Origin of the sequence: Nonomuraea zeae (assembly GCF_005889725.1) — a bacterium.
Classification (GTDB): Bacteria; Actinomycetota; Actinomycetes; order Streptosporangiales; family Streptosporangiaceae; genus Nonomuraea; species Nonomuraea zeae.
This window is the reverse complement of record NZ_VCKX01000028.1, coordinates 38,924-62,322: the sequence shown is the minus strand read 5'-3', so window position 1 is coordinate 62,322 and position 23,399 is coordinate 38,924. Positions and strand designations below refer to the sequence as shown.

Annotated in this window: 21 protein-coding genes; 8 read left to right on the top strand and 13 right to left on the bottom strand. The window is 68.5% G+C overall.

The genetic code is table 11. From position 1 onward, the window contains the following. Window positions 1-2 precede the first annotated feature (2 nt). The 8 genes from ETD85_RS12250 to eccD all read right to left on the bottom strand — a co-directional run bounded on the left by ETD85_RS12250 (window position 3) and on the right by eccD (window position 6,497). Window positions 3-752, bottom strand: coding sequence for a WXG100 family type VII secretion target (locus ETD85_RS12250; RefSeq protein ID WP_138689785.1), 750 nt, complete (start codon window positions 750-752; stop codon window positions 3-5). Continuing rightward, window positions 753-1,838: a pentapeptide repeat-containing protein gene (locus tag ETD85_RS12245; RefSeq protein WP_138689784.1), complete on the bottom strand. Its 1,086-nt coding sequence runs from the start codon at window positions 1,836-1,838 to the stop codon at window positions 753-755. Then, entirely contained in the window at window positions 1,835-3,226 is a 1,392-nt protein-coding gene (locus ETD85_RS12240) for a hypothetical protein (protein WP_138689783.1), read from the bottom strand. Before ETD85_RS12240 ends, ETD85_RS12245 begins: the two co-directional genes overlap by 4 nt. A 2-nt stretch (window positions 3,227-3,228) precedes the next feature. Then, window positions 3,229-3,594, bottom strand: a complete 366-nt coding sequence (locus ETD85_RS12235) for a hypothetical protein (protein ID WP_138689782.1) — start codon at window positions 3,592-3,594, stop codon at window positions 3,229-3,231. A gap of 78 nt (window positions 3,595-3,672) precedes the next feature. Next, the gene (locus ETD85_RS12230) at window positions 3,673-3,978 is read right to left on the bottom strand and encodes a WXG100 family type VII secretion target (RefSeq protein WP_138689781.1); all 306 of its coding nucleotides are present in this window, start codon (window positions 3,976-3,978) and stop codon (window positions 3,673-3,675) included. A 24-nt stretch (window positions 3,979-4,002) separates the two neighbouring features. Next, window positions 4,003-4,347, bottom strand: a complete 345-nt coding sequence (locus ETD85_RS12225; protein ID WP_170246640.1) for a WXG100 family type VII secretion target — start codon at window positions 4,345-4,347, stop codon at window positions 4,003-4,005. 188 nt (window positions 4,348-4,535) lie between these two features. After that, the gene (locus ETD85_RS12220; protein WP_138689779.1) at window positions 4,536-4,982 is read right to left on the bottom strand and encodes a YbaB/EbfC family nucleoid-associated protein; all 447 of its coding nucleotides are present in this window, start codon (window positions 4,980-4,982) and stop codon (window positions 4,536-4,538) included. A 36-nt stretch (window positions 4,983-5,018) separates the two neighbouring features. Beyond that, the gene (gene eccD / locus ETD85_RS12215) at window positions 5,019-6,497 is read right to left on the bottom strand and encodes a type VII secretion integral membrane protein EccD (protein ID WP_240779103.1); all 1,479 of its coding nucleotides are present in this window, start codon (window positions 6,495-6,497) and stop codon (window positions 5,019-5,021) included. A 145-nt stretch (window positions 6,498-6,642) separates the two neighbouring features. On the opposite strand from eccD, the gene eccCa reads away from it, so the two are divergent. The 3 genes from eccCa to ETD85_RS12200 are packed head-to-tail and all read left to right on the top strand — an operon-like array spanning window position 6,643 to window position 12,071. Then, window positions 6,643-10,578, top strand: a complete 3,936-nt coding sequence (eccCa, locus tag ETD85_RS12210) for a type VII secretion protein EccCa (RefSeq protein WP_240779102.1) — start codon at window positions 6,643-6,645, stop codon at window positions 10,576-10,578. Window positions 10,579-10,599: 21 nt separating this feature from the next. Then, window positions 10,600-10,914, top strand: coding sequence for a hypothetical protein (locus tag ETD85_RS12205; protein ID WP_138689777.1), 315 nt, complete (start codon window positions 10,600-10,602; stop codon window positions 10,912-10,914). Then, window positions 10,911-12,071: a transglycosylase SLT domain-containing protein gene (locus ETD85_RS12200; protein WP_206058264.1), complete on the top strand. Its 1,161-nt coding sequence runs from the start codon at window positions 10,911-10,913 to the stop codon at window positions 12,069-12,071. The genes ETD85_RS12205 and ETD85_RS12200 overlap by 4 nt, the downstream gene beginning before the upstream one ends. A gap of 60 nt (window positions 12,072-12,131) precedes the next feature. Here ETD85_RS12200 and ETD85_RS12195 read toward each other — a convergent pair whose 3' ends face one another. Beyond that, on the bottom strand, window positions 12,132-12,860 hold the full coding sequence (locus ETD85_RS12195; protein WP_138689776.1) for a hypothetical protein: 729 nt from the start codon (window positions 12,858-12,860) through the stop codon (window positions 12,132-12,134). Further along, window positions 12,860-13,180, bottom strand: coding sequence for a hypothetical protein (locus tag ETD85_RS12190; RefSeq protein WP_138689775.1), 321 nt, complete (start codon window positions 13,178-13,180; stop codon window positions 12,860-12,862). Before ETD85_RS12190 ends, ETD85_RS12195 begins: the two co-directional genes overlap by 1 nt. Before the next feature lie 125 nt (window positions 13,181-13,305). On the opposite strand from ETD85_RS12190, the gene ETD85_RS12185 reads away from it, so the two are divergent. Continuing rightward, window positions 13,306-13,728: a YbaB/EbfC family nucleoid-associated protein gene (locus ETD85_RS12185; RefSeq protein ID WP_138689774.1), complete on the top strand. Its 423-nt coding sequence runs from the start codon at window positions 13,306-13,308 to the stop codon at window positions 13,726-13,728. Between the two features lie 60 nt (window positions 13,729-13,788). Here the strand turns inward: ETD85_RS12185 and ETD85_RS12180 are convergent, their stop codons facing one another. The 3 genes from ETD85_RS12180 to ETD85_RS12170 all read right to left on the bottom strand — a co-directional run bounded on the left by ETD85_RS12180 (window position 13,789) and on the right by ETD85_RS12170 (window position 18,355). Continuing rightward, window positions 13,789-15,795 (bottom strand): protein kinase domain-containing protein, encoded by a 2,007-nt coding sequence (locus ETD85_RS12180; protein WP_170246639.1) that lies wholly within the window; start codon window positions 15,793-15,795, stop codon window positions 13,789-13,791. A 94-nt stretch (window positions 15,796-15,889) separates the two neighbouring features. Next, window positions 15,890-16,936 carry a S8 family serine peptidase gene (locus ETD85_RS12175; RefSeq protein WP_170246638.1) on the bottom strand — a complete coding sequence of 349 codons (1,047 nt, stop codon included), beginning with the start codon at window positions 16,934-16,936 and terminating at the stop codon, window positions 15,890-15,892. A 426-nt stretch (window positions 16,937-17,362) separates the two neighbouring features. Beyond that, a complete protein-coding gene (locus tag ETD85_RS12170; protein ID WP_138689771.1) occupies window positions 17,363-18,355 on the bottom strand; it encodes an AraC-like ligand-binding domain-containing protein in 993 nt (330 codons plus the stop codon). Window positions 18,356-18,830: 475 nt separating this feature from the next. Between ETD85_RS12170 and ETD85_RS12165 the strand changes: the two genes are divergently transcribed. The 4 genes from ETD85_RS12165 (at window position 18,831) to ETD85_RS12150 (ending at window position 23,388) form a co-directional block, all read left to right on the top strand. Next, the gene (locus ETD85_RS12165; RefSeq protein ID WP_240779101.1) at window positions 18,831-19,445 is read left to right on the top strand and encodes an acyl-CoA-like ligand-binding transcription factor; all 615 of its coding nucleotides are present in this window, start codon (window positions 18,831-18,833) and stop codon (window positions 19,443-19,445) included. Window positions 19,446-19,554: 109 nt separating this feature from the next. Then, window positions 19,555-21,126 carry an MDR family MFS transporter gene (locus ETD85_RS12160; RefSeq protein ID WP_138689770.1) on the top strand — a complete coding sequence of 524 codons (1,572 nt, stop codon included), beginning with the start codon at window positions 19,555-19,557 and terminating at the stop codon, window positions 21,124-21,126. A gap of 260 nt (window positions 21,127-21,386) precedes the next feature. Further along, complete coding sequence (locus tag ETD85_RS12155) at window positions 21,387-22,151, top strand: HAD family hydrolase (protein ID WP_138689769.1); 765 nt, start codon at window positions 21,387-21,389, stop codon at window positions 22,149-22,151. A gap of 31 nt (window positions 22,152-22,182) precedes the next feature. Further along, a complete protein-coding gene (locus ETD85_RS12150; RefSeq protein ID WP_206058263.1) occupies window positions 22,183-23,388 on the top strand; it encodes a questin oxidase family protein in 1,206 nt (401 codons plus the stop codon). Window positions 23,389-23,399: the final 11 nt, after the last annotated feature.

Below are 23,399 nucleotides of genomic sequence, written 5' to 3'. Positions count from 1 at the left end.
CTCTAGCCGAGGCCGCCCGTCAAATCCGACTGAGAGGGGAGGAGCTGGCCGGACGGAATGTCGTAGTCGACCCCGACATTGGTGAACTCCGGCATGGCACCGGATTTCAGCGCGCTGATCTCGGTCGGTATCGCCTGCATCATAGGGAAAGCCTTACCACTCGCCTCGGATTGCGTGATGGCCGTATACATCAGGCCGGCAAGAACGCCGAGCGCGATACCGTGCTTGAGCGCCACTTTTCTCGTGGCTTCAACCGCGATCTTGCCGAGCTTGAAATCGACCACCTGGGAGACGAAAGGGGCGCTGAACCGAAAGGCCACCAGCAGAGTGGCGTAGGCCGCCATTAATCCGGCGATGAGACCGCATATTCGCGCCCCCCAATAATACAGCTTCGCGCTCTGATCAATCGCCTCACCGGCGTTGTTCCGCGTTGATTTGAGCGTGTCGAGCGACTTGGTGAATTCGTTGTAGGCCTCGGTGAACTTCTCGAAGGCCGCGCCTTCCCACTGGTCCGCGAGCGTGGTCTTCAAAGTGGTGAGCTCATTCCCGAGCGCGTCCAGCTCAGAGGTCATCCCGCCCCTGTCTATGGTGCGCCAGGTGTCAGCCGAACTGCTCATCCGACCCGGATCGGAGATCATGATGCCGATCGTCAGGATCACGTAGTTGGCCCACGGTCGTCTGATCACGAGCGCGGCAGCGGACGCGGTCGTGAACGCCGTCATGTACAGGCCCTTGCCCTCCGTGAAGTCCATCTACTTCTCCTTACCGATGACCTCGGGAGCGATGTCCTCGTCGTCACCCCACACACCTTCGTCCTCCGACAACAGCGAGCCTTCCTCCCGGTCGCGTTCGTCGTGGCCGCTGCCTGCGCCGGTCATGGGCATCATCGGCATCATCGGCGTTCCGCTGCCCATGCCGCTGGGGGTTGCCGGCGCGGGCCGCAGTCCGCTGGCGCTGGGTGAGCCCACTCCACCCACGCCACTGCCCGATGGCGAGCCCAGAGTGGTACCCGAGCGGGTTCCCGCGTTGAGCAAGTCAGGGTTCGGCAGCCCGTTGAGCTGTTTGCTGGGGTCGAAGGAGGAAAGACCGGTCTTGTCCTGCGGCGGGTTGAGCGCGGCATCGATGTCGGGGACCTTCATGTTCGGGTCATCGGCGCCGGACAGGTTGGTATTCGCGAGATCCGTACCGGGCAGGTCCGTCTTCGGCGAGTCTGTCCCGTCAAGGTTGCTGCCTGGCGGTCCGGTGCCGGGGAGATCAGCGCCAGGAAGGTCGGCACCAGGAAGATCGCTGCCTGGAAGGTCAGTACCGGGAAGGTCAGTGCCTGAAAGGTCGGTACCAGGGAGGTCGGCGCCGGGCAGATCACCGGTCGGGAGCTCCCCGTCGAGGCCCGAGGTGTCGATCCCACCCCCGTCCACCGCGTTGATGACCCTCTCCATCTCGAATTTCTCGCCGCTCGTCTCCTCGGCCGTCCGGTAGTTCGCGTCGGCCTTCTTCAGCGCGACCTTCCAGCTCTCCAGCGCCTTCTTGCCCCGATCCAGCGCGAAGGACTGACGCTCGATCGCCCTGTCATGGGCTTTGGCGATGCCGAGGCCGATCACGCCGAAGCCGGGGAACGGGACACCCATGTCACCGGACCTGGTGCGCAGGAAGGCGAGCAGCGCCGCCTGGCTGTCAATCTTGTTACTGGCCGCGTCGAGCACGCCCGGCTTGAAGGAGATGCCCGATGAGGGCGGCGACAGCTGAGTCGTCACCGGTAAGCCGCCATTGACGGTGGACGGCTGCTGGCCGGTCTGCTGCTGGCCGGTCTGCTGCTGGCCCGTCTCCTGCTGGCCGCTCATCCGATCACCGGATCCGTCACGTCACGGCTGCTGCTCCAGGCCGACCCGTCCTCCGACAGGTAGGTGCCGCGCTCCATGTCACCGCCCTCATCCCCCATCGGGCCGCCGCCTCCCATCATCGGCATGAACGGCACGCCGGACGTGGCTGCCGCGCTGCCGCCGCGCATCGCCGCGACTCCCGCGCCAGACGTGTACGCGGTGCTCGGGGAACCGATCACCGACGGGACGCCCGGACCCGTGGCGGCCGGGGGCAGAGTCGCGGTGGGGGTCACCGTACTGACCGGAGGAGTGCCGATCGTGGCCGGCGTGACGGCCGTAGTGGGCTGGTAGGAAGAGGTCTCGGTCTTGGTGGGGTCGGCCCCCGGCGTGGCATCGCCTAGAGCGGTCTTGTCCTCGGCACCGATCACCGGCGGAGCGGTAGCGTCCTCTGTGTCCGCTCCGGTGCCGGCACCTGGAGAACCAGCCGGTTCGCCGGATCCGTCCCCACTTCCCTGGCTCTCATCACGCGCCTGTTCCTCGGCACCCAGCAGGTCCTGGCCGGCGGACTGATCCTGGCCGGGCTGATCATCCGGTTGCGTCCCGGGGCCGGCACCCTCTTTGCCGCCCGGACCGCCGTCATCCTGCCGAGGGTTCACCGCGCCACCCGTGGAGCCCCCGCTCCCGGTGCCCGCACCGCTCACGCTCGCGTCGTCTGCACCGCTGCCTCCGTCGTGGACGGCGGTGCCGGCACCCTGAGTCCCGGCCCCGCTCCGATATTCGACGCTGATCGAGGCGCCGGGCGTGGGCGGGATCGCCACGGCCGGCAGCTCATAGTTGATGTTGATGGGCACCGAGGAGATGAGCAGAGAGCGGATCTTCTCGTTGAGTCTCTTCAGCGCCTCCTGGGCCTTGGCGTTCTCGATCCAGGTTGCGGCGATCACACGGGGATCCCCGAGGAGGTCCAGCGTCAGCATCCTGTTTCGGGCCAGCATGACCTCAGGAACTTTCGCGTCCACCTCATGCTGGTCCGCCGTGCTGCCATCGACCTCGGCGATGGCCGTGGGGATGTAACCCGCGTAGGTCTCCAGGCTCCGGCCCATTTCCGCGAGTGTCCACGCCAGCTGGTTGCCGGTCGTGCACACGAGCTCCAGCGCGATGCGCGCCTTGTCGGCATCCGGACCCCGCCAAATGGTGAGGATCTTGCCGGCGTGGTCCTCGATTCCGACGACCGCGTTGATGATCGCCTCAGCCGCGCTGGTGTAGGCCGATCCCCCCTTTTTGATCAGCTCCTGCTGTGACGTCCCCAGCAGGCGCCGGATCTCCGCCTTCGGATGGGGCTCCGTCTCACCGGTGGGAACCGCATCACCCCAGATGTAAACCGTCTTGGCTTGTGAGCCGCTGTCAGCCACGGTCAGGCGCCCTCGTTTCGCGTATCCGCCTCGGTGTGGTTGGCCGCGCTCGCCTCAATGGCCGCGATGACATCCTTGTAGGCCTTGACGAACTCCGAGTGGATCTGCCCGAGCTTCTGTCCCGCGCTGTCCCTGCCTGCGGTCGCGCCGAAGATCTTGGCATCTGTCCACTCCCCGAACTGAGCGGCCTCGAGCTGGATCTCGGTCATGGCGGACCCGCTGAAGCCCGGCTTCTCCACGGCCTCGATGTGCTTCGACAGAACTGCGGCGATCGATCGCATCGTGGAGGGTTCGTGGACCCTCCCGTCACTCTCGAATTTGGCGGCCACGTGTGGATCGATCGGCGAATCACGATCCGGCTTGCCCATCACTCACTCCTGCAGAGGCGAGATCTCGGTCACCGCGCCGCCGCGGTGACCGGGGGAGGAAGGCGTGGACGGTTGCGGTCAGTCCGTCCAGATGGCGATGTTGCGCCGCTCAGCAGCCTCGTAGTTTCCCTTGGCGATGTTGACGGCGCTGGCCGCCTGGAACAGTTGCCGGCCCATCGCCTGCTCGTGGGCGTCCCACTGGTCCTTCTTCGTGTTGAAGAACTGCTCGGCCTCGCCCTCCCAACTGGCCCCGAGCTCCTTCTTGATGTCGGCGAACAGATCGTCCGTGGCTCTGTCGAGCTCGGTCACGACCTTCTTCAGCTCCTCGTAGGCCTGCTCCATGCTGCCGAACTTGACGAATGTGTGATCATCGGGAACGGTCACTGCGATCTCCGTTGTGTCGGTCCGCTAGTTGCTGTTGATCACTGAGTCGATCCGGCCCGCGGCGCCATCCCTGACCAGTGACCCGGACAGGTCCATGTTCTGGTCGGCGGCGTTCCTGTAGACGCCGGCGCCGATGTTGAGCCGGTCATGGATGTCTTCGAGGATCTTGATCACGGCCCTGAACTCGACGTCCCATTGGTCGAGCGCGCCGCTGAACTTCTGGGCTGCGCCGCCCCTCCAGCCCTGGGTGGTCAGGTCGGCTTTGATCGCCTGAACTCGCTGACGCATACCTTCGATGTACTGGGCGGTGTCCTGGCAGTACCCCGCGGCATTGGTCAACTGCGTAGGACTTGCTCCGTACAGTGACATTTGACCCTCCATGTGGACATGGACTTGTCTCATACGGCGGGCGGTCAACGTGAGTTGGGCGAACTACCGCCGCGAAACAACATCAGCTCGCATGTTAGCCACCACACGCCCCATAGATCACAAAGCTCCGCCCGTACCGCCAGGTCTGCGCGCATCGCCAATAGATCGTGCGCTCTACGCCAAACCGCTCACAGCTCCATCCGGAGCCGGATGCGGTTGAGCTCGCCCATTACGTCATCAAATGTCCGGTCATAGGCGGACTGCGCCTCTTTGATCTCCCTGCCCGCCGCTTCCGGATCGTCGAGGTATTTCATGGGGTTGTCGCCGGAGTCGCCGAATGTCGCGCTCATGGCCTCATGGATCTGCTGCTGGAAGTCGCGGGCGGCGTCCTTCAGCGCCGCCTTGATGAGGTCGGCAAGCTCTCCGGAGGAGAGGCGCAGAGCCTTGGGGTGCAGATCCAGCTCGCGGACTCCTTCCTGACCGTACTCGACGGTGACCAGACCGTGCTCGTCCTGTGCCCGGCCGACATAGGAGTCCAGCTTCTTCTGAAACTCCTCCATGAGCGCGAACTGCTCGCCGGCCCCCTTGAGCAACCTGTCAATGTCGATGTTCGCGAAGTCTCCGAACTCCTGCACAGTCTCCACTCCTCCCACAAAAGGGCAAGCAACGCATTAACCAGACAATCTGCGCACCCAGCCGTATATCTCCAACACGCCGACCGCGAGTGGGAACAACTCGACGATCAGCAGCAGTTCCAGAATGTCCCCGGCCCTGCCCCAGAACGGCGAGGGCTTTCCCGCAGCCAGGCTCATCCCGATTCCCACCGTCAGCAGGGAGACCCACAGCACGCAGATCGCCACAGCCAGCGCACCGGTGATCCCGCCCTTGAAGCTGAGTGCGAAGGCCACCATGACAAACCCCGCCATGCCGGAGCCGATCAGCCAGATCCGCTGGCCGAGACCTGAGAAGACGCGGGCGCGCATGATGAGCGTCAGGGAGAGCGTGACGGCCATGATGTAGGCCACCAGGCCGTCGTGCAGCACCAACAGTGCCTGAGCCGCCAGCGCGGCCAGTCCAATGGCGGTGATGAAACCTGTGGCGTAGCGCTGAGCGATCACGGTGCGCTCCTGGATCGCCGCCGCGTCTAGCCGCTGATTGTCAGCGCGCAGTTCTTCGGCCGTGGTGGGCATTGCCGGCAGCGGCACCCGGGCCAGCCGGAATGAGAGCGTCGGCACCAGCGGGCTCAGCGCCAGCAGCGCGGCGATGGCCACGGCCGCCACCCCGGCCGGCATGGCTCCCGTCACCATGACCACGGCCGCGCCGACCGCGCCGCACGTCGCGGCTATGGCCGTACCGAGGAAGCCGGGAATGCCGTGCGAGATCGCCATCCCGGCGACGGCGGCGCCTAGGGCCGTGCAGGCGAGCGCGGCGAGCAGGTGCGGAGCACCGATGCCGGCCAGGCTGCCCTCGCCGGCCGGGGCGAACAGCCCGGCCAGGAAGGCGTGCGGCAGCGCCGCGTGGCCGATCAGCGCGCCGGCGGCGGAATCGCCCATGGCACGCGCCAGCACGCTTCCCGCAAGGATCAGCACCAGCGAGAGCACTCCGAAGACGATCGTGCTGATCAGCGGGGGCAGGTCGGCCAAGGCGACACCGACGGCGCCGAGGACCAGGAGTCCCGTCGCACCGGCGGCACCGAGAGACCTGGTGTGCGCCGCCGTCCACGTGCTCGATCCGTTGACGCCCCTGGCGACGACGTCCGCCACGTCATCGAAGATCGCGGGTGGCAGGATCGACTCGCGTGGCCGGAGATAGAGGATCTCGGCGTCGAGCACGCCAAGCGTGCCGAGGCTCTGCTCCAGGTCGAGCGGAGCCCCACCGAGCCGCTGCAGCACCCATCCCGGGGACGACGTGGCGTCACCGCCCACTTCGCCGAGCACGCGCAGCAGCCCAGGCAGTACGTGCGGCAGCGGTATGTCGGCGGGCAGCGTCAGGTCGGCCTTCCGGCCGGGACCCACGATCGTGACATGGCACAACACCGGCAGGGGCAGCGGTATCTGCGCAAGGGCACCCTGCTGGATCGGCTCCGAATGCGTCGGCATGGGCGACTCCGCATCAGGCACAGACTCGGGCAGCGGCGGCTTCTGAACCATCGAATCCACGGTCCACTCCGTCCCACAAGCATCACGGACAGCACAGAACATAGCGGGTCACATCTGGTAGGAACGTCGCGTGAGCAAAGTGGTTGTCCGGCGCCCGGAGCGCCGCCCCGGCCCCAAGCCACCTCGCGGGGAAGTCATGCTGGAGTCTCCACCGGAGATTCCAGAGGTCCAGGGCCAGGGCTTCATGCTGGTACTCGCCTACCTGCCCATGGTGGCGGGGGCCGCGGCGATGGCGCTGATGTTCACCGCGGGGGGAAACGCCAACCCGATCATGTACGTCGCCAGCGGCCTGTTCGCAGTCTCGATGGTCGGCATGACCGTCAGCCAGATGGGGCGTCAGGCGGGCGAGCGTAAACATCGGCTCAACGGCGCTCGCCGCGACTACTTCCGCTATCTCGGTCAGGTCCGCAGGAAAGCCGGGCGCGCCGCCAAGCAGCAGCGCGAGGCTCTGGAGTGGAGCGGCCCCGAGCCGGACTCGCTGTGGTGGATCGCCATGGGACCCCGGTTATGGGAGCGCCGCCCCCGAGACGAGGACTTCAGCACCATACGGGTCGGCACCGGTGTGCAGAAACTGGCCATCCAGCTCTTCCCACCGGACTCCAAGCCCGTGGAGGACCTGGACGCGCTGTCGGCCGGCGCGCTGCGGAGGTTCATGCGCGCCCACTCCACGGTCTCCCGGCTGCCCGTGGCCGTCGCCCTCGCCTCCTTCGCCCGCATCCGGCTCACCGGCGACCTCACGGCGATACGCGGTCTCGTGCGCGCACTGGTCGGCCAGATCACTGTCTTCCACTCCCCCGACGACATGCGGATCATGGTCTGCGCAGGCCAGGAGCGCATGCCCCACTGGGAGTGGGCCAAGTGGCTCCCGCACGCCCTCCACCCAGACGCGCTCGACGCGGCCGGACCCGTCCGGCTGATGGCCCACAACCTCGGCGAGTTGGATCGGCTCGTCGGCGGCGAGCTCAGGGAACGGGCCAGATTTCAGCCGGGCTCGCCCTCTGACGCGCTGCCGTACCACGTGGTGATCGTGGACGGCGGGCACATTCCGCATGACTCGCAGCTCGGCAGCGACGCCATCCAGGGCGTGACCGTCATTGATCTGACCGACTCCACCGGCGCCGTCGAGGAGAGCAACACGCTGCGGCTGGACGTCCAGCAGGACGGCCTGCACATGGTGAAGATCGACCACGCGGGAAAGGAGCGGAAGACGAGGCTGGGCGCGCCGGACAAGTTGGCCTTCGTGTGGATGGAAGGGCTGGCCAGACAACTGTCCCCGCTCAGGGCCTCCTCTGTGAGCGGCGGCGACGGCGAGGACATGCTGGCCATCAACACGACGCTCACCGACCTGCTGGGCATCGGCGATCCCCGGAGGCTGGACCCGGCGATCACCTGGCGGCCACGGGCCGGTCGCAACAGGCTGCGGGTCCCGATCGGGCTCGGTGCGGACGGCCGCATGGTCGAGCTTGACATCAAGGAGTCGGCCCAGGGCGGCATGGGCCCGCACGGCCTGCTGATCGGAGCCACCGGCTCCGGAAAGTCGGAGCTGCTGCGTACGCTGGTGCTCGGGCTGGCCGTCACCCATTCCTCGGAGATCCTCAACTTCGTCCTGGTCGACTTCAAGGGTGGCGCGACCTTTCTCGGCCTCGACTCCCTCCCGCATGTCTCCGCTGTCATCACCAACCTGGAGGACGAGCTTCCCCTGGTGGACCGCATGCACGACGCGCTGCACGGCGAGATGGTGCGCAGGCAGGAGCTCCTGCGGGCGACGGGCAACTACGCCTCACTCCGCGACTACGAGCGCGCCCGTGAGCAGGGCGCCAACCTGTCGCCGCTGCCCACGCTCTTCGTCGTGCTCGATGAGTTCAGCGAGCTGCTGTCCACCAAGCCCGAGTTCATCGACCTGTTCGTGATGATCGGCCGCCTTGGCCGATCGCTCGGCGTGCATCTGCTCCTGGCTTCCCAGCGCCTGGACGAGGGCAGGTTGCGGGGGCTCGACACCCATCTGTCCTACCGGATCGGCCTCCGCACGTTCTCGGCCATGGAGAGCCGGGCCGTGCTGGGCGTGGCCGACGCCTACGAGCTGCCCTCGGCGCCGGGCAACGGCTATCTCAAGTTCGACACCACCGGTATGACCAGGTTCAAGGCCGCTTATGTCTCCGCCGCCTACCAGCCGGACACCAGGCGGGTGGCGGACGACGGGCAGCCGGCGGCGCGCGAGATCGTCGAGTACGGGTCGAGCTACACCCCGCTCCCCGTCGTCGAGAAGCCGGCGGAAGAGGCGCCTGCGGAGGCGGAGGAGAGCGGCCCTCAGCCCAGCCTGCTCGACGTCGTGGTCGGCCGGCTGCAGGGACGCGGCCCCGCCGCACATCGCATCTGGCTGCCGCCGCTGGGCGAGCCGCCGGCCTTGACCCACCTGCTGCCACGGTTGTCCGTGACTCCCGAGCTGGGGCTGTCCACGCCGGACTGGGACGGCAGAGGGCGGCTGCACGCCGTCATCGGCATCATCGACAGGCCCTTCGACCAGCGCCGCGATCCGTACTGGCTGAACCTGTCCGGCGCGGCCGGGCACGTCGGCGTCGCCGGCGGCACGCAGAGCGGCAAGAGCACCCTGCTGCGCTCTTTGATCAGCAGCATGGCACTCACCCACACCCCCCGTGAGGTGCAGTTCTACTGCCTGGACTTCGGCGGCGGCACGCTCTCGGCGCTGGAGGGGCTGCCGCACGTGGGCGGCGTGGCCAACCGGCAGAACGCCGACAGGGTCCGGCGTACGGTCGCCGAGATCTCGACCATCCTCCAGCAGCGCGAGCGGGACTTCGCCGACCAGGGCATCGACTCGATCGCGACCTACCGCAAGCGACTGGCCGAAGGCGGCATCGAGGGCGACGGCTGGGGCGATGTGATCCTGGTTGTGGACGGCTGGCTGACGATCCGGCAGGAGTACGAGCACCTGGAGCAGGTGATCACCGACCTGGCGGCGCGCGGGCTCGGCTACGGCATCCACGTCATGGCGACCACGAACAAGTGGTCGGAGTTCCGGCCGGGCATCCGCGACCTGTTCGGCACCAAGATCGAGCTCAAGCTCGGTGACGCCTACGAGTCGGAGATCGGGCGGAGCGCGTCGCTGGCGGTGCCCGAGGGCACGCCGGGTCGCGGGCTCACCAAGGACGGCATGCACTTCCTGTCGGCCCTGCCCCGTATCGACGGGCTGCGCCGCGCCGACGACCTCGCCGACGGGTTGCGCGCCCTCGTGGAGAGCGTCGACGCCGCGTGGCAAGGCCCGGCCGCTCCATCTGTGCGGCTGCTCCCGACGCTGCTGCCCGCGGCCGGCCTGCCGGGCCAGGAGGAGACCGGCAAGGAGCGGATCGCGATCGGCATCGACGAGGCGGCGCTCTCTCCGGTCGCCGTCGATCTGAGAACCGATCCGCACTTCATCGTCTTCGGCGACACCGGGTGCGGCAAGTCGAACGTGCTGAGGCTGATCATGGAGGGCCTCGTCGCACGCAAGACGCCCAAGGAAGCCAGGATGGTCGTGATCGACTACCGCCGGTCGCTGCTGGACACGGCGGTCACCGACCATCGCATCGGCTATGCCGCATCGAGTGCCGCAGCCGCCGAGCTGGTGCAGGAGATCCGGGTGGCCTTGCTCAAGCGTCTCCCGCCCGCGGACCTCACCCCTGAGCAGCTTCGCGCGCGCAGCTGGTGGAAGGGCTCCGACCTCTACGTCGTGGTGGACGACTACGACCTGGTGGCCACCTCCTCCAACAGCCTCCTGCAGCCGCTGGCCGAGCTGCTGCCGCAGGCCCGTGACATCGGATTGCACCTGATCGTCGCCCGTCAGATGGGCGGCGCCAACCGGGCCATGTACGACCCGGCGGTGCAGCGGCTCAAGGAGATGGCCAGTCCGGCGCTGATCATGTCGGGCAACCGGGAGGAGGGCGTGCTGTTCGGCAAGGTCCGGCCGCAGCCTCTCCCGCCCGGCCGGGGTTTCTTCGTGGACAGAAGACTCGGGGACCGGCTGATTCAGACGGCATTCCTGGAAACGGAGGAGCACGAGTCCCACGAATCTCACTGATGTCCACTATGCTCCGTCGGCATGGGCACAGGCTTCGTTGATGTTTCCTACCAGGCCTTCGACGAGTGCAGAACACGGGTCCGGACAGCGTCCAAGGAGTTCGATCTCGGCAACGTCCTCAAGGACAGCAAGTCGAAGGCTCCGGCCGAGCCGACGAGTGCCACGCTGTTCGGCACGCTGGACGGCGCACACGAGCTGGCCGCCAAGATGGACGCGGCCTGGACCGGCATCCGCGTTGAGATGAACAGCGGCCAGATCAAGCTGGAGAGCGTCGAGCGGGCGCTCGACGGTGTGGAGACCAACCTCCGCACGGCCGCGGCGGCTTCGGGCGCATGAGCATCCGCACACCGGACATCACCGAGTTACCCGGCGGCCAGGAGCTGGCGGGCCTGCTCCTGAAGGTGACGGGAAACCCTCAGGGCATCAGGGACATCGCCTCGGTCTGGCGGGCGTGCTCGTTCCAGACCGCGGACGCCACCTCCGCTCTCGTCAGGTTCGTCAACGACGTCGACCTGAAATGGGAGGGGGGCTCCGCGGACGCTTTCGACCGGCACATGCGTCTCTACCCGAAGGCGGGCGAAGGGTTCAACACGGCGGTCCGCGCCTGCGCCGAAGCGCTCGACAACACCGCCCAAGCGCTGGAGAAGGCCCGTTCCGACATCGACGGGCTCTGCAAGCAGGCGGTCACCAGCGCGGTCACGCACCTCCAGGACCACCTCGACAAGAACCCTGGCAAGACCGAGGCCGAGGCGATGGCCGCGCTGTGGGCCGGCGGTACCATGACCGGTCTCATGAACGGCAACATCGAGCTCGCCAAAGGGCATGTCAAGGCGGCCGAGGAGTCCGTCAATGCCGCCAGGACCATATTGGGTGGCCACGTCAAGATCGGTGGATCCGGAGAGAACGCCGGATTCGGCTTCTTCACCGGCATTCCCTTTGCCGGCGGGGCGGACTTCGATCCGGGTGACAAGAAGGTCGTCTGGACGAGGACGCCCGTTCAGGAGCAGACGCGACTGTCGGGTGGCGGCTCGGGCAACGGCTCCGGGGCGGGTGGCGGAGCCTCGTCGGGAGGGGGCGCCCCCGCGCCCAAGGCCGAGGTCGTCGAATGGATCAAGCAGGCGCTCACCATCATCAAGTCGCCCGAGATGGCGGGCACCATGCGCGAGCGTGGCATCGACGTCAGCGATCTGGACGCGAACGACGCCGACGATGTCCAGCGCATCTGGACGATCATCTATCACGAATCCGGCGGCGACCCCGGCGCCGTCAACACCTGGGACATCAACGCCAAGAACGGCGTGCCGTCCCAGGGCCTGATGCAGACCATCCCTCCGACGTTCAACGCGCACGCCCTGCCCGGCCACGGCAAGATCCTCGACCCGGTCGACAACATCATCGCGGGAGTCCTCTACACCTACAGCCGCTACGGCAACCTCGCCGGTCACCCCGGCATCGCCTCCCTCGCGCAAGGCGGTGGCTATCAGCCCTACTAGCACCGCTCTCCAGCGTCATCGCCGAGGCCGCCGATCTGACGAAGTGAGGGAAGTCACCGCTCATTCGGGCTTCGTGTCCGGTTCCTTCCAATCGAAGCGGCCGGCGTCCGGAGGCAGCTCTCCCGGCCTCGCCGGCGCCTGAAACGATGGGAAGGCGTTCACGTCGATGGCGGCCTGGGCGAAATTGATCTTCCCCGGGCCGGCCGGGGCCACATAGCTGAACTGGTGATCCTTCTTCACGATCGTCGCCATGACCTCGCCCGCGCCGCGCATGCTGGACACCAGCGTGAGCGTGAGCACGGCCACCGCACCGTTGAGCCCCGAGGCGATGAACTTCTCCAGCAGGCCGCCCCAGAGCGCGGTGTGCGGCGATGCCTGCAGCCGCTTGGCGAACATCAGCAACGTCCCGGCGGTCACGCAAAGGCTGGCGATCTTGAGCCAGTAGCCGCGGTATCCGGCTGCGACTTCGTCCATCATGCCGCCGACGTCGCCCAGCACCCCGCGCAGTACGCCGATCTCCCGATGGAACAGCCAGACGACCCGCTCGAACTCCTGCTGGTCCAGCGCGACCCAGCCGGCACGCGAAGTGTTGACCAGCTGCGGAAGGAGCTGTTTGATCCCGTCGTCGAGGCGCCCGGAGATGCCGTGCTTCCAGTTGGACGCCGCCTGGGCCATGCCCGGCTCGTTGGCGACGGCGGTGCCCGCGATGGTCGCCGCCGCCACCGTCCAGGGCGAGATCTTGCCCAGACGCTGGAGCATCCCCACCACACGTGGGCCGAAGGGATTCATCAGACGTACCGCACCTTGCTGGCGCTTTCCGCGGCGCGCCAGTTGAGCTCGGCCTGAGCCAGCGCCGCGCTCCATCCGTCACAGACGGCCTCGGCGTTGCCGATCTGCTTCTCCGCCCATTCGCGGAGGTCCTCGTACGTGCCACCCATCACCAGCTCACCCAGTACGCCGAAGCCCGGCGAAGCCACGCTCGTCGTGTCACAGAGGTCTTTGACGAAGGTCAGTGCCACCTTGAGCTCGCTGTCGACCCGGCCCCTCAGGGCGCCGATCGAGGTGGAGGTGACATAGAGGTCGCGTCCTGGGACGGCATCCGCGTTCATGTGCACGGATCTTCATGGACGAACCGGCGTCCCGGGTGCCGGCTCATGACGGGTTCATGATCAATTCGATCTCTGGACAGCCTGCGATCGGCGTCGGTTAACCGGAGGTCGATGGCGTGGCCGCCATGGATGCAGACGACACGCGACTCACCGAGCTGGACAAGTTCGTACAGGCGAGCGAGCGTTCGATGCGCGAGCTCGGGCAGGCCATGCAGGGCCTGCGCCGGCTTTCCGGCGCAGGCGAGAGCGCCACCGGCGCGGTCTCGGCACGTGTGGACGCCGACAGCAGGCTCGTCGACCTGGCCATCAGCCCGAGAGCGATGAAGCTCGGCTCCCACGATCTGAGCCGCGAGGTGATCGAAGCCGTCGCCGCAGCTCAGCTCGATCACGAGCGCCAGGCCAAGGCCCTGATCGCCTTCCTACCTGACGGCGACGGCCTGCTGGACGCCTTCCAGCGTGATCTGACCGAGGTGCAGGACACCTACACGGCCGAGACGCACGAGCGGCTGGACCGGATGCGTCATGCCCGGAGCCGCCTCCGGGACTGACCGCCCGCAGCGACGACGGCCTTGCCCGGAGGACTCCGGGCAAGGCCGTCCCGCGCTGAGTCAGCTGCAGTTCGCCCAGCCTGCGGCGGTACTTCCCGCACCGACGCTGCCGGAAAACTTCACGCACTTGCCTGGCGCGGAGAGCTTGACCGGTCCGGCGTAGTACTTGAAGTTTCCGCTGTCGGTCGCGCTGCCTCCGTCTTGGACGTCGAGCGTCGCGCTGACGGGGCTTTCCTTGCCCACGCCCACATACTTCATTGTCACCACGCAGTTCTGCTTGGTGCCACTGTTGTACAACTGGAAGGTCTCACCGCCGTTGAACGACTGCGAGCGCTGCACGTAAAACCCGGAGCCGCACACCTGCGCCGGCGTGTAGGGGTTCTTCGGCTCCGGCTGCGGGGGCGGTGGGGCCGCGGTCTTGGTCGGCGCCGGCGCGGGAGCGGGCGCCTCGGTCGTTGGCGCGGGAGCGGGCGCCTGCGTGGTCTTGGCGGGAGTCGGGGTCGGAGGCGGGGTCTCGGTGCTCTTCGCGGGAGTCGGGGTCGGCTCCTGGGACTGCTCCGGCGTCTTGGTGCTCTTCTCCGTCGGCTTCTCCGTCGCCTTCTCCGTGACCGTCTTGGTCGCCTGCGGAGTCTTCGCCTGCGTGGCGGTCGCCTGCGGGGTCTTCGGCGCTGTGGTCGTGGCCTGCGGAGTGGGAACCGGCTGGGTCGGCAGCGGGGAGGGCGTCGGCACCGTGCTGTAGACAGGCGGGGTCGGCACACTCGACCGCTCGTCCGTAGGCAGGATGAGCGGGCTCACGTCGTACGGATCGGCGCTGGGAGAGGTGGCCCACGGCACGGTCACCTCGGGCTGTGGCTGGTCGCCGTTCGGGTCGCTCAGCTGCGGAACCGTACCGTCGTGGAGGTTGGTCACCGCGCTCTTCCCCACGCCGGCCGGCTCGGGGGCATCGTCGGTGGCCTTGCCGTCGGCCGCGACGCCGACCGAGTTGATCCGCTGGGCGTCCGTGTAGCGGCTGGCTCCCCAGAGGCCCACACCTGACAGCACCATGAGCGCGGCGACCGAGGCGGCCAGGCCCACCGGGAATTTCCGGCGTGGGGCAGGCGTCCCCGCGACTTGTGCTTGCCACACCTTGGGCCGCGGCGGCTCCTGCATCGGCGGCTGCGGCGGACCCCACGACTGCGCGGGCGGTGGCAGCGGCGGGGGCGGGGGCTGCACCGGCACGCCTTCGAGCGGCTCGCCGCCGCCCGCCGGCAGCAGCGCGGGGGGGTCGTACATCCGTGGCGGAGCCGGGACTCCCGCCGGTGGCAGCTTTGCCGTGACCTCCGGCTCCAGTCCCTGGCCACCGAGCAGGCGCAACATCGCGGCGTAGGTGGTCGGTCGCTGGTCGGCGTCCTTCGACAACGCCGCGAGCACCACACCGCGTAAAGGCTCGGCCAGGGTGCCCAGCTCGGGCACGCCGGTCAGCACCGCGTCGGACTCATGGGCGAACGGGGCCTTCCCGGTGGCCGCGAAGACCACCGTGGCCGCCCAGGCGAACAGATCCGCGGATGAGCTGTACGGCTCGTCCTTCAGCTGTTCGGGCGAGCGGTAGCCGATCTCGCCGGCGGCTTCGCCGAGATCCAGGTCGGTCACCCGGAGACCGTCGGCGCCCATGATCACATTGTTGGGGGTCAGCCCGCGGTGCGTGATGCCCGCCAGATGCGCGGCGGTAAGCGCGGTCAGCGTGCCGATGGCCACGCGTTCCACCCCGTCGGCGCCGAGCGGCCCGTCGGCCGCCACCGTCTCGGCGAGGCTGTGCCCCTCCACATGCTCTCGTACGACGTACGGATGGCCGTCGTGCAGGCCGGTGTCCACCGTCCTGGTGATGTACGAACTGGAGATCCGCCGGACTCCGGTCGAGCGCGCGATCGCCTCGGATTCCGGCAGGCCGGTCAACAATTTGATCACCCGGAGAGGCGCGTTGTCCGACTCCTTGCCGAGGAAGGCCGCCCCGCGCGGTCCTTCCGGCAGCCGTCCGGACAGGACGTAGTCGCCAAGCCTCTTCGGGTCACCCGGCTGTAACGGGTGCATGTGTGGTCCCTTCATTTCGAAGCGCGGTAAGGCCGGATGACGAGCCAAATCAGGCTCGCTGCAGTCAGTGATCTCAACAGCCGGATCGGCGGCGCTAAACCGGCGGGCCAGCCCGCCGGAGTCGGCCCCTGCCACGTGGCAGCACCACCCCGAGCGCGCCGGCCACGGCCGCGAGGGTCAGCGCTCCCGCCGTCACGGCCAGCGAGATGTTCCGGGTCACGACGTCCTCCGCTGGCACCTTGGCGATCGCGTCCGCAGGGATCGGCGCCGGCGCAGGCGCGGCCACCACCGGTCGGCCCGCGGGCTCGAAGGGCAGCACGGCACTGACCGCCAGCACCGGATTGACCATGCCCGCCCCTGTGCCTTTGCCGACGGAGCCATCGGCCGTGGCGATGATACGCCGCCGCACCTGCTCTTGGTCAAGATGCGGGAACCTGGCGCGCACCAGGGCCGCTGTCCCGGACACGTAGGCGGCGCTGAAGCTGGAGCCCTCAAGGTCCAGCTTGTACGAGCCGCGCGGCCACGGGGCGATGATGCCGACGCCCGGTCCCAGGACACCCACGGGGGTGGCCGTGTTGGAGGAGTCGGCGCGGCGCCCGTCGGGAGTTGCCGAGCCGACGGCCAGTACTCCCTCGTAGGAGCCCGGATAGGCGGGCACGTCCTCGTTCTTGTCGGTGATGTTGCCCGCGGCGGCGACGATCACGATGTCTCTGGCCAGGGCGTTCCGGACGGCCGCCTTGAGGATGGGATTGTCGGCCGCCTTGATCGAGATGTTGATGACCTCGGCCCTCAGCTGAACCGCCTTGTCGATGGCCGCGGCCAGATTGGCGACGTGGCCCTCGGCCTGGTTGCTCTGCTTGAGCTCGATGACGGTCGACTGCGGGGCTACGCCGTGGAAGGCGACGCCCGGATAGACGCGCCCGGCGATGATCCCGGTGACGGCGGTGCCGTGACCGACGCAGTCGGTGTATCCGGTGCCGGTGAAGTCAATGAAGCTGGATAACCCGCGCAGCTGCGGATGTTTGATGTCAAGGCCGCTGTCGATGATCGCCACCCGTACACCGGCACCGGTGCTCAGCCGCCATGCGGTCTTGATGTCGAGCCGTTTCTGCGCCCAGGGCTCCCCGCCGGGCAGCTTCACCACACCCGCTGCGGGGTTGCACTCCTCGAACGCCGACGCGACGGCCGCTGGAGGGGCTGCTGCCGGAGCGGTGGCGAGACCGAGAGCCAGCACGGCTGTGGGAAGCACTCGACCGATCATGGCCGAGCACCTTACATTGTCTGGACCTGCCGGTCGATGAGGTGGCCGGCTGCGCTCATTGCCAACACATCCTGCGCTTTTCGCTAACGACAGCGGCAGATCCAGCGGTGCAGGCTGGCTTTCCGACGGATGCGACCCGATCGAGGATTGGTGTGCGTGCACGTGCATGTCAGGGCTGCGGTGCCCGCGCTTCTCGTTGTCCTGCTCGCCGTGCTGGCGCCCCGGATGCGGTGGCGAGGCACGTACGGCGGCGGGCCGTCCGGAGGCGCTGAGCAGCGGACGGCCCGGCGTACGGCAAGAGGTGGTTCATGCGTCCCGCGACCGGGTGGAGCGCTCCTCCCCATCTTGGCCGAGCGCCTGCTGGCGATGCTCTCTCGGGCTCATCCCATAGGCGGCGCGGAAGGCCCGGCTGAACTCCGCGGCGTTCCTGAACCCCCAACGGAGGCCGATCTCTCCGATCGGCCGCTCCCGCAGCAGCGGGTCGGCCAGGTCGGCCCGGCAGCGTTCCAGCCTGCGCCGCCGGATCGTGGCGCTGACGGTCTCCGGCTGCCGTTCGAACAGCACGTGCAGCGTCCGCACCGAGACATGGTGGTGGGCGGCGATGCCGACCGGCCCCAGCTCGGGGTCGCCGAGATGGTGGTCGATGAAGGCGTCGATCCGCGCGACCAGCGCCCGCTGACGGCTTTCGACCGGCAGCCGCCCCTCGGTGCCCAGGCGGCCGGCGAGGAACACGGCGGCCAGATCGACACCGATAGTGCCCAGCCGGGGCAGCTCCGCCGGATCGCAGCCGGTGGCGTGCTCCCGAAGCGCGGTCAGATAGCGGGCCAGCATCGCCCCCGAGCCGGTCCGGGCAGAAAGCTTGCTCGCCAGCAGCCGCTCCATGTCGTCCCGAGGCAGCGGCAGCGCCTCTCGCGGCAGGAACAGGAACGTGAACCGGGTGGACCGGCCGACGTTGAGGAAGTCGGTGGCGAAAGGGTAGGAGGTGTCGAACAACGCGATGTCGCCGGTCTCCAGGTAGGAGTCGTTGCGGCGTTGTTCCAGGCGTACCGGGTTGCCGTGTACCAGGAAGAGCCGGTAGCCGTCGGGGTCGTGCTGACGAATGTGGGCCGGGGTGCGCCGCCCCGTCATCGGCGACACCGCGAACTCCGCCACCCGCAGGCCCCCCAGGTCGACGGAGCTCGCCATGCCGCAGAAGTCGTCGATGTGCTCGGTGGACAGCGCCACGGGGCCGAACTCGTGTGCGCACAGGTGCGTCCACCAATCCAGGCGGTCCTTCTTCGGCACCATGTCGGTGGACACCGAAACCACTGGGCTCTGCTCGACCGTGCGATGGATCCAGGAGGTCCCGTACGAGTGATCGCACGCCGCCTCTACGCTCTCGGGCACCGTCCAAGAGTTGCGCAACTCCAGCCCCAGCCGCAAGACCGGTGGCGATCATGTCACTGGCCGATCCCGGCCACCGGCCTTCCGAGAATCCCGCTTGATCGAACGGGGTTCCGAGGCGTCTGACAGCCGCGAAGCGCCGAGAGCGCCCAGGAGCCTCTCACCCCATGTGTGGACCTCTTCATATTCGCCGCCCGGAGTTCGTCCACGAGCGCCCCCCTACAGATAGATCATTTAGCGAAGCCAGCAATCTCAAATCGGACTTGGCGCAATAACTCGCCCATATCGGGCAAGCCGAAAATCTCGGGGTCGCGGCCCCCATATGTGATCTGCCGCACTTCAGATACTGAAACATTGCAGATTCTGAAAGTTTTTCCCTACCCTGGACATCGTGACCATCGTGGACAGCGCTGACGAGCTCGGCCGGAGGGACCGCAAGAAGCTCGAGACCCGTACGGCGCTGGAGCACGCCGCCCTGACACTGGTGGCCGAGCGTGGCCTGGCGGGGGTCACGGTGGAGGACATCGCCGAGGCGGTGGACGTCTCCTCACGCACGTTCTTCAACTACTTCCCGGCCAAGGAGGACGCGCTCCTCGGCCCCGGCCCGGCGTCCGCCGCCGAGCTGCGCGAGAAGCTGGACGCCCTGCCCGCGGACGTACCGGTGCTGGAGGCGCTGCGGCTGATGTCGCGGATCGAGGCCGAGCACGTCCAGGAGCAGCGCGAGCAGTGGCTGCTGCGGCTGAAGGTGTTCGAGCAGAACCCGTCGCTGCTCCCGCGGCTCGTCGCCGGCGGCACCGAGACCGAACGCGTCGTCACGGAGACCGTCGCCCGCCGGGCCGGCGTCGAGCCGGGCACGACCGGCTATCCCGAGCTGGCCACCGCGGCGGCCATGGCCGCCTTCCGGGTGGCCATGATGCGCTGGAGTGCCGCAGGCGGCCATCCGGCGCTGGCCGACCTGGTCGACGAGGCGTTCTCCCAGCTCGCCGCCGGCCTGCCCAATCCGTGACCACCTCGGCCGCCTCTCCCCCTTTCGACCACCTCCCCTGAACGTCGAGCCGGCGCTGCCGCAGGAGTCCTGCGGCAGCGCCGGTCCCCACCTGAGAGATTGAGGAAAGATGACAACCGCCAGCGCGCAGCCCGAGGCCGCGGCGCCCACGTCCAGGAGAAAGGTCCTGCAGGCTCTGTCGGGGCTGATGGTGGGCATGTTCGTGTCCATTCTCGCCTCGACCGTCGTGGCCAACGCCCTGCCGCGCATCATCACCGAGCTGCACGGCACGCAGACCGTCTACACCTGGATCGTCACCGCGGAGCTGCTGGCCATGACGGCCACGGTGCCGCTCTGGGGCAAGATGGCCGACCTGTACAACAAGAAGCTGCTGATCCAGCTCTCGCTGGGACTGTTCGTGGTGGGCTCGCTGATCGCGGGCCTCACGCCGAACGTGGAGATCCTCATCGTCAGCCGCGTCGTCCAGGGCGTCGGCGCCGGCGGCATGACCGCGCTGGCCATGGTCGTGATGGCCGCCATGATCCCGCCGCGCGAGCTCGGCCGGTACGCCGGCATCTTCGGCGCGGTGTTCGGCGTCGGCACCGTCGCGGGCCCGCTCATCGGCGGCGTGCTCGTGGACACCTCCTGGCTCGGCTGGCGCTGGTGCTTCCTGCTCGGCGTGCCGTTCACGATCCTGGCCATCGTCCTGCTGCAGCGCACGCTCAACCTGCCGGTGGTACGCAAGGACGTCAAGGTCGACTACCTCGGCGCGCTGCTCATCACGGTGGGCGTGTCCACCCTGCTGATCTGGTCGTCGCTGGCCGGCAACCAGTTCGCGTGGGGCTCGTGGCAGACCGCCGCGCTCGTCGGCGGCGGCCTGCTCATCCTCGTGCTGGCCGTCTGGGTGGAGTCGCGGGCGGCCGAGCCGATCATCCCCCTGTCCATCTTCAGGAACCGCACCGTCGCCCTGGCCACCGTGGCCAGCGTGCTGGTCGGTGTGGCCATGTTCGGCGGCACGGTCTTCCTGTCGCAGTACTTCCAGGTGGCACTCGGCAAGTCGCCGACGGTCGCCGGCCTGATGAGCCTGCCGATGGTGTTCGGCCTGCTGATCTCCTCCACCGTGGCGGGCCAGCTCATCACCAAGTGGGGCCGCTGGAAGGGCTTCCTGGTGGCCGGCGGCGTCGTCATGCTCGCCGGGATGGGCCTGCTCAGCACCATCGACGGCCAGACCGGCACGGTGCTGCTCGGCGTCTACATGGCCGTGCTCGGCATCGGCGTCGGCATGCTCATGCAGAACCTGATGCTCGCCGCCCAGAACGACGTGCCCGCCGCCGACCTGGGCGCCACCACCTCGATGCTGACCTTCTTCCGCAGCATGGGAGGCGCGGTCGGCGTCAGCGCGCTGGGCGCGGTGCTGGCCAACCGGATCACCACCCTCATGGCGGAGAAGCTCGGCCCGATGGCCGCCGGCGGCGGGGGCGGCGACAGCAACGCCGTGCCCGACATCACCAAGCTGCCCGCTCCCGTCGTCCGGATCATCCAGGACGTGTACGCGACCGCCACCGCGGACCTGTTCCTGATCGGCGTCCCGCTCACGGCGCTCGCGCTGGTGGCGGTGCTGTTCATCAAGGAGAAGCCGCTCAACACGCTGTCGGGCGAGGAGCGCCTGGCCAGGGAGCGCGCCACGGCCGGCGGTCACTGAGCGGCCCCGGCCTAGCTGCCCGGGCGCCCGGCCGAGCTGCCCGGGCGCCCGGCCGAGCTATCCAGGCACCCGGCCGGCTCCACAGGCTCCCTGCCGTCGGCTCCGCCCCCCCGCGACCACCCCCGTCGTCGGGGGCCAGCTCTTCACGGCGACTCTGACCAGGGGCAACAGAAAATACCCCTAAAACCCACTTGATTTACAGCAAATACCCGCTTACGTTGAAGATCCCAATACCTCATGACCCCTGGCAGGCCCATGTCATGCGCTATTCGACCGTCTTCGACCTCGACGGAACCCTCGTCGACAGCCCCCGCGCCATCGTGGAGACCTTCACCGCGGCGTTCGGCGCGATGAGCGTCGCCGTGCCGGACGCCGGCGCGATCCGAGCCACGATCGGCCTTCCGCTCGAACGAGCCTTCGGCGGCCTGCTCGGCCTGCCGGCGGACCACGAGCTGGTGGCCGGCGGGGTGCGGCACTACCAGCGCCTGTTCAAGGAGATCATCCTGCCGCGCGCCCCCGAGCTGCTCTTCCCCGGCGTCGCCGACGGGCTGGCGGAGCTGCGCGATCTCGGGGTCACGCTCGCGGTCGCGACCAGCAAGTTCCACGCCAGCGCCGACGCGCTGCTCACGGCGGCCGGGCTGCGCGAGCACTTCGCCGTGGTCGTGGGCGCCGACCAGGTCACCCACCCCAAACCCCATCCCGAGTCCGGGCACCTGGTCCTCCGCACGCTCGGCATCCCGGCGGAGCAGGCGGTGATGGTGGGTGACACCGTGCACGACATCCACATGGCGCGGGCCGCCGGAATGCGCTCGATCGCCGTCACGTACGGAATCCACGGCCTGGCGGAGCTGTCCGCCGCCGAGCCCACCTGGATCGCCGGTTCCTTCGGCGAGGTCGTCGCCCGGCTCGGCACGGACCTGCTCCCCACGCCCGGGAGGGCCGGCCCGCCCGGCGTCCGCGGCGGCCGGCGGCCGGTGCCGGCCCGGCCTGCCGTTCGTGCTCCCGGGGTCGAGTCCGCCCTCTGAAGGCCCGTCTCCGACCGAAGGAGAGCCCGAAGTGCCCGACCGAGAACAAGTGATCGACGATCTCCTCGACGACCGTACGTACCACATCGAGTTCAACGGCCACCTCACCAACCACGCCAAGCACGCGGTCGTCGCGCTGGCCGGGCTGGGCGTGCCGGCCGCGGACGTCAAGGCGTACTACGACGCGTACGCGAAGCTCACCTCGTACGGGTTCGGCCTGGAGCCGCCGAAGCCCGACCGGCACCGCATCACGGAGGAGAACTGGCGGGAGCACCTGGGCCGGCGCACGAGTTTCTGGTCCTACTGCGGCTTCTTCGACCAGCGCGAGCGGGAGCTCGGGCTCGACGAGGTCCTGCGCCGCTACATGCCCGTGCTGCTGCCCGGCTGGACGGGGTCCTTCACCCACGCCACCATCCACCTCGGCTGGGCGCTCGACGCCGGCCACCGCTGGATGGCCGTCGAGGGCCTGGCGTACATGGCCTTCTCCTACTCCACGTGCCATCCCGAGCGGGCGGTCGGCCCGGGAACGCCCGACCCGTCCCCCGTGGACTCCCTGCTGCGCCTGGCCGGCGCGTGGGAGGAGCGGCGCGACGAGCTCTCGCACTGGGTGGCGGGGCTCCTCGCCGACACCTCACCCGTGGACGACGGCCGTATCCATCCCGAACTGCTGCGCTCGGGGCTGCAGTTCAGGATCGCCCGCACGCTGAGCGAGGGCCATCCCCTCATCTACGACACGCCCGCCTGGATCGACGGCGACGCGTGGGAGCCGCTGTACTACGCGGTCACCCTGCTCTACCTGTCGCATCCCGGCGACTTCGTGCTGCTCCACCTGATCACCTCGCTGTACGCGGTGGAGCGGATCGCCCGGCGCCTGCCCGCGGAGCAGCACCGGTTCGCGCTGCGCTGCTTCTGGATCGGGCTGCTCGGAACCGTCTTCTCCGGCGGCGACTTCCCCCGCCGCGCGAAGCTCGCCGCGCTGCACCGGCTCTTCGCCGACGCCGCCGACGACACCGCCGACGACGACGGCGGCGGCGGCGGCGGCGGGGTGGAGCAGGAGTGGCGCACCATCGTCGGCCGGGCCGTGCTCGAAGAGGAGGAGCACAACCCCAAGCTCGTCTACGTCCTGCGCCGGATCTGGGAGCGCAGCGGCCGCCGCGCCGTCTACCGGGTCGCCGCCGCCCAGTTCACCGCCACCCCGGACCTTCCGCCCACCTTCGAAGAGCCGCCCGCCGCGTGACAGGACCCGCC

Bases quoted from the DNA above. Each gene is read 5' to 3' on its own strand.
- ETD85_RS12250 (WP_138689785.1), bottom strand. From the start codon at position 752: ATGGACTTCACGGAGGGCAAGGGCCTGTACATGACGGCGTTCACGACC.
- ETD85_RS12245 (WP_138689784.1), bottom strand. From the start codon at position 1,838: ATGAGCGGCCAGCAGGAGACGGGCCAGCAGCAGACCGGCCAGCAGCAG.
- ETD85_RS12235 (WP_138689782.1), bottom strand. From the start codon at position 3,594: ATGGGCAAGCCGGATCGTGATTCGCCGATCGATCCACACGTGGCCGCC.
- ETD85_RS12225 (WP_170246640.1), bottom strand. From the start codon at position 4,347: ATGTCACTGTACGGAGCAAGTCCTACGCAGTTGACCAATGCCGCGGGG.
- eccD (WP_240779103.1), bottom strand. From the start codon at position 6,497: ATGGTTCAGAAGCCGCCGCTGCCCGAGTCTGTGCCTGATGCGGAGTCG.
- eccCa (WP_240779102.1), top strand. From the start codon at position 6,643: ATGCTGGAGTCTCCACCGGAGATTCCAGAGGTCCAGGGCCAGGGCTTC.
- ETD85_RS12205 (WP_138689777.1), top strand. From the start codon at position 10,600: ATGGGCACAGGCTTCGTTGATGTTTCCTACCAGGCCTTCGACGAGTGC.
- ETD85_RS12200 (WP_206058264.1), top strand. From the start codon at position 10,911: ATGAGCATCCGCACACCGGACATCACCGAGTTACCCGGCGGCCAGGAG.
- ETD85_RS12195 (WP_138689776.1), bottom strand. From the start codon at position 12,860: ATGAATCCCTTCGGCCCACGTGTGGTGGGGATGCTCCAGCGTCTGGGC.
- ETD85_RS12190 (WP_138689775.1), bottom strand. From the start codon at position 13,180: ATGAACGCGGATGCCGTCCCAGGACGCGACCTCTATGTCACCTCCACC.
- ETD85_RS12185 (WP_138689774.1), top strand. From the start codon at position 13,306: ATGGATGCAGACGACACGCGACTCACCGAGCTGGACAAGTTCGTACAG.
- ETD85_RS12180 (WP_170246639.1), bottom strand. From the start codon at position 15,795: ATGCACCCGTTACAGCCGGGTGACCCGAAGAGGCTTGGCGACTACGTC.
- ETD85_RS12160 (WP_138689770.1), top strand. From the start codon at position 19,555: ATGACAACCGCCAGCGCGCAGCCCGAGGCCGCGGCGCCCACGTCCAGG.
- ETD85_RS12155 (WP_138689769.1), top strand. From the start codon at position 21,387: ATGCGCTATTCGACCGTCTTCGACCTCGACGGAACCCTCGTCGACAGC.